Source organism: Nocardioides sp. (genome assembly GCF_035481145.1).
Lineage (GTDB): Bacteria > Actinomycetota > Actinomycetes > Propionibacteriales > Nocardioidaceae > Nocardioides.
The window spans coordinates 1-12651 of sequence record NZ_DATIHB010000108.1; the positions used below are offsets into that span (position 1 = coordinate 1).

A 12651-nucleotide genomic window follows, 5' to 3' on the forward strand; every position below is an offset into this window, starting at 1 on the left:
GGGAGGACGGCGGGTCGAAGCGCGTCGCTGTGAGGTCGCGAGGGGTGAGCCGGAAGCCCTGCCAGTGCAGCTCCATCGGCGACTGGTCCTCGTCACGCGGGACGTGGTGGAAGCCGACCGCGATCCAGGAGACCACGTCGGTGAGCGGGGCCTTGTCTGCGGCGACGTAGTCGAGCACGCCGTCGCCGCAGGCGCCGTCGTTGCCGGTCGCGAAGACCTCGCACTCGTCGGCGTTGGTGAAGGCGACGTCATAGCCGTTCCGTGCCCCGCGTGAGGCGTCCTCGACGAACGTGAAGGCGTCCGAGGCGCCGAGGTCGATCTGGTACGACGCCGGGTGGCCGTCCGCGTTCTTCAGCGAGGGCGCGAGGACACGCCACCAGCGACGGCTGGCCCGTTCGGCCGTTGTCGGGCGCTCCAGCCGCTGCAGCCGCCCGTCGAGGACCGGCGCCTTCTCGCCCGACGCGCCGGTGGGGGACGCGTCGTACTGCTCGACGGCCAGGGGGCCGTCACCCAGCGCCCAGTGGACCCGCCAGACGGCGTTGTGGGCGTGGGAGGCTGCGTGGTCGTGGTCGCCCTTGCCCACGGCGGAGCCGCGGCCCGGCTTGCCGTCGAAGTCGACAGGGGAGAGGTCGCCGGTGGCGCCGAGGTCCGGGGTGATCGAGCCGTCGGCACCGAAGGTGTAGCGCGTGACGTACTCGTACCAGCCGACCTTCGAGACCGTCGCGAGCGTCCACTGGTCCTTGCGGGCGGCGACGACATCGCCGTTCTCGGCGGAGCGATAGGCGAGCCCCGCGTCGGTGACCTCGCTGCAGACGACCTCGCGGTCCTGGATCTCCCCGAACGTCGAGCCGTCGCCGATCGTGGGGACCGGCACGGTGACCAGCTCTCCGGCGCACTCCGACGTGTCGAGGTCCTGCATCTTGAGTCCGCCGAAGCCGGCGCTGGTGATGTCCTCGGTCAGCCGGGCGCCGGTGTCGTAGGGGACCTCGAGCTGCGCCAGGGAGAGATCGTGCGCGATCGGGGTAGCAGCGCCACCAGGCGGCATCAGCGTGATCGTGCGCAGCACCATGCCGCGCTTGGCCTCGACCTGGAGGCAGAGCGTCCAGGTGGCGCCGCTGGAGAGCCGGCGGGCGAGCCCGACCTCCCGCTCGCCGCACTGCGCCTTCTCGTCCACGGCCGACCCCTGGCCGCCGAGTGATCCGGCCTCCGCGGTCGCTCCTGCGATGGTCGGTGCGCTGTCGTGCGTGTCGCTGCTGCAGGCGCTCACGCTGATGCCGAGCAGCACGACGGTGGCCAGGGGGAGGCGACGCATGAGGGTGACCTTAGGGGAGAGGGACCGAGGAGGGGCCGCACCCACCGAAGTAGATGCGGCCCCTCGGTCAGGTGTGGATCAGCCGGACCAGGTGCCGTCGCACTTCGCGCTGGCCTCGGCGTTGCCGAAGTCGATGCGCGGGCCCGCCGCAGCGCGGCGGAACGCCAGGCTCAGCGCGGAGAGCTGCAGGCCGGAGGTGTGCTGGGTCCCGTCGGCGAGGGTGCAGGTCTGCAGCCGCTGGGAGTTCAGCTGGAGCGACACGTTCTGCGACAGGATCTCGAGGAACGGATCGATAGCCGCGCGCACGGGCGCGGTCATCAGGGCGGTCTTCACGTCCTGGATGGCCAGGCCGTAGAGGTTGGCGCCGGCATCGCCGAGCAGCAGGTCGCGCACCGGGACGAGCAGCTGGTTGGCGAGGGGGACGACCGCGGTGTTGACCACGGCGGTCAGCACGCTGCAGAGGGTCGGTCCGGCCAGGCCGGTCGGGGCACAGGTGGCCGGGCTGACCTTCGCGCCCATGAGGTTGACGCTCCACGTCGAGATCGCGCTGCTGCCCAGGATCCCCTTGAGCGTGGCGGTGAAGTCGACCGTCACCGAGCCGAGCGCGCCGGCCACCGAGCCGACGGCGATGGTGACCACCTCGTCGATCAGGTCGTGGATGGTCTCGGCGATCATCGGGTAGATCTCGTCGTCGATGATCTCGGTGTTCGGGTTCTGGCTGTTCAGGCCGGTGGGGTCGCCCGGGCGCACGGTCTGGCCGGGCAGCAGCGGACCGTCGACGTCCTCCTCGCCGTGGAGGATCTGGTCGAGGTGGATCGTCGCGCGGCCGGTCGAGAAGTCGACCGTGAGCACCTTGTTCTTGGTGGTGATCGGCTGGGCGAGGATCCGCTTGAAGATCTGGTCCTGCATGTCGGAGTGGACCCGCGCGGTGAGCGACGCACCCGTCGGCAGGGCAGCAGTCAGCTTGGTGAGGTCGAGGAGCTTGTTGACCTGGGTCTCGGTGGCGTCGTCGATGTTGCCGACCGCGTCGTAGAGCTGTGCTGCGGCTTCCTTGATCTGCGGTGAGCCGAGCTCGAGGTCAGCCTGCCCGAGGCGATAGCGCCCGAGCCCGCCGACGCCGTCCTGGTCGATGACCCGACCGTCGCGGGTGATGACCTCGGAACCGCCGACTCCCAACCGGAGCGTCGCCTCATCGACGAGAGCGTCGGAGAGGTCCGCGCCGCCCTTCTTCAGGTACGCCAGCAGGTCGACGCTGGCGGGCGCGAAGCCGCCGTCGGCGCGGTCGAACGTGACCTGGCCGTCGGAGCCGATGAAGCCGGACAGCGCGCTCGCGTCGTACGGACCGGTGGTGGTGGAGACCGACTGCATCCCGCCGCCCTGACCGAAGTCGACGACGTCGCCGAGCGGGACGGTGGTGACCGGGCCGCTCGTGTTCGGCCCGGCGTTGGTGGGCCACGTCGCCTCGGAGTGGCCGGCGCCGTCGGTGCCCTGGCCGATGACGCTCGCCGAGGCGTGGGCCGTCAGGCCGTCGCAGTGTGCGGAGGCGGGAAGGCTGCTCGCAGCCACCGCGGTGATGGTGAGTGCGCCGACGGCGAACACCCGGCGCGTGGTCCTGCTGCGCTTCGAACTGCCCCACTCAGTTGAACCGAACATGGCCTATTTCCTTCTCTCGAGCAATGAATGAGAAAAGGACGCATTCCGGCCTTTGGGTGACCCGAATTCCCCCGACGTCCGCGAAAACTCAAGCGGTGGTCTGGACCACGTGTCAATCGAAATCTGGAAACAATTTCTTTCCGCATTCTGGCCCGAAAAGGGCGCGCTTCTGCTAGTCGGCGAAAAAGAGGAACGCGCACCTTTTCCTTGCGGATTTTTGTGGCTCTTTGTCCGGATTCGTCAGGCGTCGGGTGCGGGGAGGTCGCTGGTCAGCTCCGAGATCAGGTCGCTCTGCTGGATCTCGGCCTCCAGTGCGCCGCTGAGGTCGGCGGCGATCATGCCCGGCTCAGCGCCGGGCGTCGGGGCGTACGCCGTCCATGACGACTCCACCGCCGCGAGCACGTCGATCGTGCGGGACGCGAGCACCTCCGGCTTGGAGAGCTCGCGCTTGACGTACTTCGCCACGAACCGCTGCAGCTCGGTGTCGACACTGACGACGCGGTTGAGCAGGGAGGCGCGCAGGCCCTCTGCGCGGAGCTTGACCCGGACCTGGTTGGGCAGCGGGGGAGCGACGTCGATGAAGATCTTCAGCTCCTCCATGGCGAGGGCCGTGAGGATCAGCGGCACCTCGAGCTCGGCATGGAAACGGTGACGGTCGAGCTGCAGGTGGACCTCGAAGGTGAGCTCGACGGGCAGCGTCACGCGATAGGCGATCGCGTCACCCGCGATCGGACGGGCGGTGGCGGCGCCGATCTGGCCCTTCGCCGTGACCTTGGCGAGCTTGCCCGGACCGACGCCCAGCGGGCCGACGTCGATGGGCTGCCCGGCGAGGGTGTTGACGCCCGCGAGGATGCGCTCCTCGGTCACCGCGAGCGCGAAGAACCGGCGACCGAACTCCTCGTAGGGGAACTGCCTCTCGTGCTCCATGGCCCGACCCTAAGGCAGACCGATCAGATCCAGCGGCTGAACCACATGCGGGCCTGCCATTCCCGCAAGGTCAGCAGCTCGCCGGTCCACACCGGCCAGAACCAGGCAGCCGCGGCGATCGTCAGCACGACGAAGGTGCCGGCGACGATCGTCCCCGTCGTACGCCGCGACGACGGGCCGCGGCCGGGCCCCAGGAGGTGCCCCATCAGCAGCACGAGCGACAGCACCAGGAACGGGACGAAGGCGGAGGCGTAGAAGCTGAAGATCGGCCGCTCGTCGTTGAGCTGCCAGGGCAGCCAGGTGCTGAGCACGCCGACCACCGCGACGCCGTGGCGCCAGTCGCGCCGGCCGATCCAGATGACCGCCGAGGCGATGAGGGCGACGGCGCCGGTCCACCAGATCACCGGGTTGCCGAGGATCAGCACCTCGCGGATGCAGTGGCTGTCGCGGGCGGCCTGGCAGCCGTCGGTGCCGGGCTTGATGTCGTTCTGGACCGAGGCGGAGACCGGGCGGCTGAGCAGGATCCAGCCGCCGGGGTCGGAGGCGTAGGTGTGCGTGCTGCAGTTCAGGAACGTCGTGTGGAAGCGGTACATGTCCTGGTGGTAGAGCCAGAGCGAGTGCAGCGACTGCGTGACCTCGCCCAGGCCGCTCGCATCCTTCGCCTTCGCGGTCGACCACTGGCGGTCGTCGTCGTACGTCACGTCCTTGAGCTCGGACTCGTCGCCGCCGGTGCACGTGCCGTCCCAGCTGACGTAGCGGTGGTACTGCGTCGAGGAGAGGCTCTCCTCGTAGGTGTGCGCGTGGGCCAGCCAGCCGCCCCAGCTGGCGACGTACACGACGAGGGCGACGCCCACCAGGTGGAAGAAGGCCGGGATGCCGTCGAGGACCGCGGACTTCGCGACGGGGAAGCGCATGCCGGTCGCGCGGCGGGCGCCGGCTGACCAGAGCCAGACCGCGATCCCGAACGCCGCGAGGGGGTAGATGGCGGTCCACTTCGTGCCGCACGCCAGGCCGAAGCTGACGCCGGCGCCGAGGAGCCACGGGCGGAGGAGGAGCCGTTGGCGCCCCAGCACGATCAGGCGGTGCCGCATCCACTGCCGGTCGGCGACGACACAGTGGACGCCGAGGAGGATGAAGAAGGCGACGAAGATGTCGAGAAGGGCGAGGCGCGACAGGACCAGGTGCATGCCGTCGAGGCAGAGCAGCAGGCCCGCGACGAGGCCGAGCATCATCGAGCCGGTGATCCGCCGGGCCAGTCGCACCATCACGAGGACCATGAGGGCGCCCGTGACCGCCGACGCCACGCGCCACCCGAACGGGTCCATGCCGAAGGCCTTCTCGCCGAGCGCGATCAGCCACTTGCCGACATCGGGGTGCACGACCATCTCGGGTCCGCTCGCCCACTGGCCGCTCGTGTGGCCGGCGAGGATCTCCTTGTCGGCTCCCTCGGCGTAGTTGCGCGCGAAGCCGAAGTGGAGCAGGGACCACGCGTCCTTGGCGTAGTAGGTCTCGTCGAAGGCGAACTCGTGCGGGCGGCCGAGGTGCCACAGTCGCAGGAAGAGCGCCAGTCCGAAGACCGCCAGGCTGGCCAGCCATCCGGCAAGCGGCCCTTCCAGCGCTGGCGGACGGCCGCGGTGGGCGGCGGGGGAGGGCTCGGACACGTCGCAACCTTACGGATCCCTGCAGTCTCCCGTGCCGAACTCGCAGGTGTGGTCACGCGAGTCTGCGCGTGTGGTCACGCGGGCCCGCACGTGTGGCCCTGCGATGATCGCCCCATGACTTCCGGCACCCTCATCCTCGCCGCCACCCCCATCGGCCGGGTCGAGGACGCGCCGCCGCGGCTCGCGACCGAGCTCATCGCGGCCGACGTCATCGCCGCGGAGGACACCCGGCGCCTGCGCCGCCTGGTCACCGATCTCGGTGTCGAGTCGACCGCTCGGGTGCTCTCCTACTTCGAGGGCAACGAAGCCGGCCGTACGCCGCAACTGCTGGAGATGCTGCTGTCGGGCTCCCGGGTGGTGCTGGTGACGGACGCCGGGATGCCGTCGGTCTCCGACCCCGGCTACCGCCTGGTCGCGGCGGCCGTGGAGCACGGCGTCCACGTGACGGCGGTGCCGGGACCGTCCGCGGTGCTGACCGCGCTCGCCGTGAGCGGCCTGCCTGTCGACCGGTTCTGCTTCGAGGGCTTCCTGCCGCGCAAGGCGGGCGAGCGTTCCCGCCGGCTCGCCTCGCTGGCGAAGGAAGAGCGGACGATGGTCTTCTTCGAAGCCCCGCACCGCACAGGCGCCGTCCTGGCGGCACTGGCCGAGGCCTTCGGGCCGGACCGTCCAGCAGCCGTCTGCCGCGAGCTCACCAAGACCTACGAGGAGGTGATCCGCGGCCCGCTCGCCGACCTGGTCACCTGGGCCGAGGGCGAGGTCCGCGGCGAGATCACCCTCGTCGTCCAGGGCATCGCGCCCGGCTCCGACGTGCCCCAGGACCCCGACGCCTGGCGTGGGCTCGTCGCCGAGATCGAGGCCGAAGGGGCCACCCGCAAGGACGCGATCCTCGAGGTCGCGCGCCGGGCCGGCGTCCCCAAGCGTGAGGTGTACGACGCGGTGCACAAGGGGTGAGGTGGTCGCCTGTGCCGCGTGGCGGGCCGTGAGGCCCGGCACTTGGGCGTGTTAGCGAGCGCAGCGAGCGAGCGATCCAGCCGGGTCCGCGGCGCGCGGCGCGGTGCGGGGGACCACCCGACTAACCTCGTCGGCATGAGCGACCAGCCCCTGCGCCAGCGCGCCGCGACCGAGGAGAAGTCGGGCGCGAAGCGCAACCGAGAGCGTCCGCCCGCGCCGGAGCCGCTGCCGCACCCGGTCGTCGACAACCACTGCCACCTCGACATCGCCGACGGGGACGACTGGCTCTCTCCGGAAGCGGCCTTCGAGGCTGCTGAGAAGGCCGGCGTACCCAAGATCGTGCAGGTCGGCGTCGACCTGGAGAGCTCGCGCTGGTCGGCCGAGCTCGCGGCTCGTGAGGAGAGGGTCCTCGCCGCGGTGGCGCTCCACCCCAACGAGGCGCCTCGCCTCGCTGAGCGGGGGCTGCTCGAGGAGCACCTGGCCGGCATCGAGGAGATCGCCCGCGACCACGAGCGAGTGCGCTGCATCGGGGAGACCGGCCTCGACTTCTTCCGTACGTCGGAGGACGGGCTGGCGGCGCAGGAGGAGTCCTTCCGCCGCCACATCGACATCGCCAAGCGCCACGGCAAGGCGCTGATGATCCACGACCGCGAGGCCCATGACGCGGTGCTGCGGGTGCTCGACAGCGAGGGTGCCCCCGAGCGCTGGGTGATGCACTGCTTCTCCGGCGACGCCGACTTCGCGAAGGCCTGCCTGGACCGCGGCGCGCACCTCTCCTTTGCCGGCACCGTCACCTTCAAGAACGCCGAGGGCCTGCGTGACGCCCTCCGAGTGACACCGCGCGACAGGATCCTGGTCGAGACCGACGCCCCCTTCCTCACGCCGACTCCGTTCCGCGGGCGGCCCAACGCGTCCTACCTGATCCCGTTGACGATGCGGGCGATGGCGGAGGCGCGCGGAGACGACCTGGGCGAGCTCTGTGCGGCCGTCGCAGCCAGCACCGACGCGGTCTACGGCGCTTGGTGAGAGCGGCCGGCGCCGCGCGCTGCGGCGTACGACGTGGGGTGGGTGTGACCTCTGGGGCAGATGTCCGGGTATGTCCGTGACGTGTCCCACATGCCCCGTGTGACCCTGCTTGCAAGAGTTAGCAATCGGCGTCACGAGCGCTTAGGGTCTTTCCAACAGCCGGTATCGGGCCGGGTCCATCGAGGCCCACCACCGCGCTCCACGACTCTGACTCGGGTCAGGTGGAGGGCCCCCGAGGACCGGAAGCTGCAAAGTCTGGAGACCCGTGCGCCCCCTCGCGCTGATCAGCAACAGCAAGCACCTGCTCATCGCCCTCGTGGCAGCCACCGTGATCGCCGTCGTCGGCACCACCGTCGGCTACGCCTCCCTCTCGCGTCAGATGACGCTCTCCCTGGATGGCCAGTCCGAGTCGATCCACACGATGAGCGGCACCGTGAGCCAGGTCCTGGAGGGCGAAGGCATCGAGATCGGTGAGCACGACATCGTCGCTCCCGGTCTCGACGAGGAAGTCGCCGACGGCGCCCGCATCACCGTGCGCTTCGGTCGCCCGCTCGAGCTGACCGTCGACGGCCAGCAGCAGACCCACTGGGTCCACTCCACCAACGTCGCCGACGCGCTGGCCGAGATCGGCCGCCGGTACCTCGGCGCCGACCTCTCCGCGAGCCGTGGTGCCTCGATCGACCGCACCGGCATGAAGCTGACGGTGGTCACCCCCAAGAACCTCACGATCAAGGTCGGCAAGGCCGACAAGGTCAAGAAGCAGATCGCCGGCGAGACCGTGGCCGACGTCCTCGAGGCGCTCGGTGCGAGCGTCGACAAGGACGACATCGTCAAGCCGAAGCGCGACGCGCTCGTCGAGGACGACATGACCATCACGGTCACGAAGGTGCGCCGTACCAGCAAGAGCGTCGACGGCGAGGTCGTCCCCTTCCGGACGATCAAGCAGTCCGACTCCTCGATGTACGAGGACGAGACCGAGACGGTCAAGGCCGGCAAGAACGGCCTGCGCGACGTCACCTACCGCCTGGTCTTCCACAACGGCGATCTCGTGGCCAAGAAGGTCGTGACCCAGAAGGTGCTTCGCGAGCCGGTCGACGCAATCGTCAAGGTCGGCACCAAGGAGCGCGTCGTCGCCGCGAACTTCGCCGGTGGCAGCACGGTCTGGGACCGCCTCGCACAGTGTGAGTCGGGCGGCAACTGGGCCCTCAACACGGGCAACGGCTACTACGGCGGCATCCAGTTCTCGGCCTCGACCTGGCACTCCGTCGGCGGCACGGGCCTCCCGCACGAGCACAGCCGCGAGGAGCAGATCAAGCGCGGCCAGATCCTTCAGTCGCGCGCTGGCTGGGGCCAGTGGCCGCACTGCTCGGCGCAGCTCGGCCTCCGCTGATCAGCTCCACCCCGCTCACCCAGTACGCCGACCCCGTGCCTCGTGCACCGGGTCGGCGTACTGCGTCCCGGGCGACTAAGGTTTGCGCGTGACGACAGGATCCGACGCCCCGCGCCTCCTGGGCCCCGCCGAGATCCGCGCACTCGCCGCCGAGCTCGACGTCCGCCCGACCAAGCAGCGCGGGCAGAACTTCGTCATCGACCCCAACACGGTCCGCCGGATCGTCCGTGAGGCGGGCATCGGTGCCCACGATGTCGTGGTCGAGATCGGTCCCGGGCTCGGCTCGCTGACCCTCGCGCTCCTCGAGGTCGCCGGCCACGTCACCGCGATCGAGATCGACGAGCTGCTCGCGTCGCGGCTGGAGCGCACGATCGCGGAGTTCGCCCCGGCCCAGGCGGCCAACTTCGCCCTCGTCGTGCAGGACGCCCTGCGGGTGCGCGAGGTCCCCGGCCCGGCGCCGACGGCGCTCGTGGCGAACCTGCCCTACAACGTCTCCGTTCCCGTGCTCCTGCACATGCTGGCGCTGCTGCCGTCGCTCGAGCGCGGCCTGGTGATGGTCCAGGCCGAGGTCGCCGACCGGCTCGCTGCGCGCCCCGGCACCAAGGTCTACGGCGTCCCCTCCCTCAAGGCGGCCTGGTACGCCGACGTACGTCGCGCGGGAGCGATCGGCCGCAACGTCTTCTGGCCTGCGCCCAACGTCGACTCCGGTCTGGTCGCCTGGACCCGCCGCGAGCCGCCGGCGACCACGGCGAGCCGTGAGCAGGTCTTCGCGGTCATCGACGCGGCGTTCGCCCAGCGCCGCAAGGCCCTGCGCGGTGCGCTGCGGGGCGCCGTCGGCACGGCTGAGGAGATCGACGCAGCCCTCGAGGCAGCCGGCATCGACCCGCTCGCGCGCGGCGAGTCGCTGCTCATCGAGGACTTCATCCGCATCGCCGAGGGCCTCCCGGGCATCGTCGCGACGCGCAACCTGGACGCCGTCGATGAGTGAGCGGATCACGGTCCGGGCGCCCGCGAAGATCAACCTCCACCTCGGCGTCGGCGCACCCCGCGAGGACGGCTTCCACCCGCTGGAGACCGTCTACACCTCCATCGGCCTGTACGACGACGTGGCCGCCGTTGCCTCGTCGGAGTGGTCGCTCGGGCTGGACGCCGCGCCGTACGTCGACGCCTCGGCCGTGCCGCTCGACGACACCAACATCGTGGCCGCGGCTGCGCGTGCGCTGGCCGCGCTGCACGGTGTGCCGGTGACGGCTTCCGTGACGATCACGAAGGGCATCCCGGTCGCGGGTGGTCTGGCAGGCGGCTCCGCCGATGCCGCCGCGGCGCTGGTCGCACTCGACCGGCTGCTCGACCTGCAGACCGCCGATGACGACCTGCTCCGGCTCGCGGCGGAGCTCGGCAGCGACGTCCCCTTCGCGCTCCACGGCGGCCACGCGCTCGGCACCGGCCGCGGCGAGATCGTCACGCCCCTGCCGGCGGGCGATGCCGTGCTGTGGTGGGTCGTGGTGCCCTCGACCTCCGGGGGCCTCTCGACGCCAGCGGTCTACCGCCACTATGACGAGCTGTCGCCGTCCGTGTCACCGGAGCCCGCGCCGGCGACGGCGGTGCTGAGCGCGCTCCGTGCCGGGGATGTCGTGGCCCTTGCGGCAGCGCTCCACAACGACCTGCAGGCTCCGGCCGTCGACCTGCGCCCCGATCTCGGGGACCTGATCGCGGCCGGTGAGGCAGCGGGCGCCCTGCGGGGCCTCGTCAGCGGCTCGGGCCCCACCGTTGTCTTCCTCTGTGCCGACGCCGACGCGGCGCGCGGCCTCGCCGGCGTACTCCAGGAGGACGGGCACACGGCGCTCGTCGCCAACGGCCCCGTCGCCGGCGCCCACCTCGTGAACGGACTCTGAGCAATTCCATGGCCAACCTGATCAGCCTCGAGAAGGTCTCCAAGTCCTACGGCATCCGCCCGCTGCTGACCGAGGTCTCCCTCGGCATCGCGGTGGGGGAGCGCGTGGGCATCGTCGGCCGCAACGGTGGCGGCAAGACCACCCTGCTCGAGGTGATGACCGGCCTCGAGGAGCCCGACTCCGGTCGTGTCGCGATGAACCGCGGCCTGCTCATCGGCTACCTGCACCAGGGCGACGCGCTCCACGACGACCACACCGTGCGCGAGGCGGTGCTGCGCGGCAAGGCCGACCACGAGTGGGCCGCCGACTACCGCACGCGCGAGGTCGTCGAGGTGCTGCTCGCCGGCCTCGACCTCGACCGGATCGTCGACGGCCTCTCCGGCGGCGAACGCCGCCGCTGCTCGCTCGCGGCGCTCCTGCTCGACGAGTGGGACCTGATGGTCCTCGACGAGCCGACCAACCACCTCGATGTGGAAGCCGTCGCCTGGCTCGCCCGCCACATGCGCGAGCGGTCCTCCGCGCTCATCGTGGTCACCCACGACCGCTGGTTCCTCGACGAGGTCGTCGAGACGACCTGGGAGGTCCACGACGGGGTCGTCGACTCCTTCGAGGGTGGCTACGCGGCGTACGTCCTGGCGAAGGCGGAGCGCGCCCGTCAGGCCTCCGCCACCGAGGCACGCCGGCAGAACCTGATGAAGAAGGAGCTGGCCTGGCTGCGCCGTGGCGCTCCGGCCCGTACGTCGAAGCCGAAGTTCCGCATCGACGCCGCCAACCAGCTGATCGAGGACGTGCCGCCGCCGCGCGACCGCTTCGAGCTGCAGAAGTTCGCCACCCAGCGCCTCGGCAAGGACGTCGTCGACCTCGAGGACGTGTCGCTGGTGCGGGGCTCGAAGGAGCTGCTGTCGCATGCCACGTGGCGGCTCGGTCCCGGCGACCGCGTCGGCATCGTCGGCGTCAACGGTGCCGGCAAGTCCTCGGTGCTGAAGCTGATCTCCGGCGACCTCGAGCCGTCGGCAGGACGGGTCAAGCGGGGCAAGACGATCGCCCTGCGCGAGCTGCGCCAGTCCGCGCTGGACGACCTGCCGGCCGACGCCCGGGTGCTCGGCACCGTGGAGCGGGTACGCCGCGTGGCCAAGACCGCCGACGGGGAGATCTCCGCGACGTCGATGCTGGAGCGCTTCGGCTTCACCGGCGACCGGCTGACCGCGCGCGTCGCGGACCTGTCGGGTGGTGAGCGCCGCCGCTTCGAGCTGCTGCGGGCCCTGCTCGACGAGCCCAACGTGCTGCTGCTCGACGAGCCGACCAACGACCTCGACATCGAGACGCTGAACGTCCTCGAGGACTTCCTCGACGGCTGGCCGGGCACGCTGATCGTTGTCTCCCACGATCGGTACTTCCTCGAGCGCGTCACGGACACGGTCTGGGGCTTGATGGGCGACGGCCAGATCCGCCACCTCCCGCGGGGTGTGGACGAGTACCTCGAGCGCCGCGCCGCCGGTGCCGGAGCCGCGCCGTTTGCGGCCACGTCAGCCGCCAACACGTCGTCTGGTAGCAGCGGCGGGGCGGGCAGTGCCGGTGGCGCCGGTGCTGCTGCGCCGGTGTCCGCCCAGGCGGCGAAGGCCCGGGCAGGCGGCGCCGAAGAGCGCGAGGCACGCAAGGCGGTCGCCCGCATCGAGCGCCAGCTGGTCAAGCTCGACGCCCAGAAGGCCGACCTCGAGGCGCAGATGGCGGCCGCAGCCGACGACTACGCGAAGCTCGGATCGCTGGCCGAGCAGGTCGCCGCACTCCAGGCGGAGGCCGACGGCCTCGAGCTCGAATGGCTGGAGCTCTCCGACC

At 70.9% G+C, this 12651-nt stretch carries 10 protein-coding genes; 6 read left to right on the forward strand and 4 right to left on the reverse strand.

The window, feature by feature from the left end; translation table 11 throughout:
* From VLF38_RS09235 to VLF38_RS09250, 4 genes are all read right to left on the reverse strand, one after another.
* Positions 1-1312: hypothetical protein (locus tag VLF38_RS09235; protein ID WP_325270975.1), on the reverse strand; the 1312-nt coding region annotated here is incomplete at its 3' end.
* Between the two features lie 78 nt (positions 1313-1390).
* Positions 1391-2965: a choice-of-anchor G family protein gene (locus VLF38_RS09240; RefSeq protein WP_325270976.1), complete on the reverse strand. Its 1575-nt coding sequence runs from the start codon at positions 2963-2965 to the stop codon at positions 1391-1393.
* A 240-nt stretch (positions 2966-3205) separates the two neighbouring features.
* Positions 3206-3892: a hypothetical protein gene (locus VLF38_RS09245; protein ID WP_325270977.1), complete on the reverse strand. Its 687-nt coding sequence runs from the start codon at positions 3890-3892 to the stop codon at positions 3206-3208.
* Between the two features lie 23 nt (positions 3893-3915).
* Complete coding sequence (locus VLF38_RS09250) at positions 3916-5553, reverse strand: dolichyl-phosphate-mannose--protein mannosyltransferase (protein ID WP_325270978.1); 1638 nt, start codon at positions 5551-5553, stop codon at positions 3916-3918.
* 114 nt (positions 5554-5667) lie between these two features.
* Here VLF38_RS09250 and rsmI point away from each other — a divergent pair, with 114 nt between their 5' ends.
* The 6 genes from rsmI to VLF38_RS09280 form a co-directional block, all read left to right on the forward strand.
* Positions 5668-6504, forward strand: a complete 837-nt coding sequence (gene rsmI / locus VLF38_RS09255) for a 16S rRNA (cytidine(1402)-2'-O)-methyltransferase (protein WP_325270979.1) — start codon at positions 5668-5670, stop codon at positions 6502-6504.
* A 135-nt stretch (positions 6505-6639) separates the two neighbouring features.
* Positions 6640-7530, forward strand: a complete 891-nt coding sequence (locus VLF38_RS09260) for a TatD family hydrolase (RefSeq protein WP_325270980.1) — start codon at positions 6640-6642, stop codon at positions 7528-7530.
* 265 nt (positions 7531-7795) lie between these two features.
* Positions 7796-8920 (forward strand): ubiquitin-like domain-containing protein, encoded by a 1125-nt coding sequence (locus VLF38_RS09265; protein ID WP_325270981.1) that lies wholly within the window; start codon positions 7796-7798, stop codon positions 8918-8920.
* A gap of 88 nt (positions 8921-9008) precedes the next feature.
* On the forward strand, positions 9009-9908 hold the full coding sequence (gene rsmA, locus VLF38_RS09270) for a 16S rRNA (adenine(1518)-N(6)/adenine(1519)-N(6))-dimethyltransferase RsmA (RefSeq protein ID WP_325270982.1): 900 nt from the start codon (positions 9009-9011) through the stop codon (positions 9906-9908).
* Positions 9901-10815 (forward strand): 4-(cytidine 5'-diphospho)-2-C-methyl-D-erythritol kinase, encoded by a 915-nt coding sequence (locus tag VLF38_RS09275; RefSeq protein ID WP_325270983.1) that lies wholly within the window; start codon positions 9901-9903, stop codon positions 10813-10815. The genes rsmA and VLF38_RS09275 overlap by 8 nt, the downstream gene beginning before the upstream one ends.
* An 8-nt stretch (positions 10816-10823) precedes the next feature.
* Positions 10824-12651 (forward strand): ABC-F family ATP-binding cassette domain-containing protein (locus tag VLF38_RS09280; RefSeq protein WP_325270984.1); only part of this gene is annotated, 1828 nt, incomplete at its 3' end.

Excerpts from the sequence above, each read along its gene's own strand:
- VLF38_RS09240 (WP_325270976.1), bottom strand. The coding sequence starts at position 2,965 with ATGTTCGGTTCAACTGAGTGGGGCAGTTCGAAGCGCAGCAGGACCACG.
- VLF38_RS09245 (WP_325270977.1), bottom strand. The coding sequence starts at position 3,892 with ATGGAGCACGAGAGGCAGTTCCCCTACGAGGAGTTCGGTCGCCGGTTC.
- rsmI (WP_325270979.1), top strand. The coding sequence starts at position 5,668 with ATGACTTCCGGCACCCTCATCCTCGCCGCCACCCCCATCGGCCGGGTC.
- VLF38_RS09260 (WP_325270980.1), top strand. The coding sequence starts at position 6,640 with ATGAGCGACCAGCCCCTGCGCCAGCGCGCCGCGACCGAGGAGAAGTCG.
- VLF38_RS09275 (WP_325270983.1), top strand. The coding sequence starts at position 9,901 with ATGAGTGAGCGGATCACGGTCCGGGCGCCCGCGAAGATCAACCTCCAC.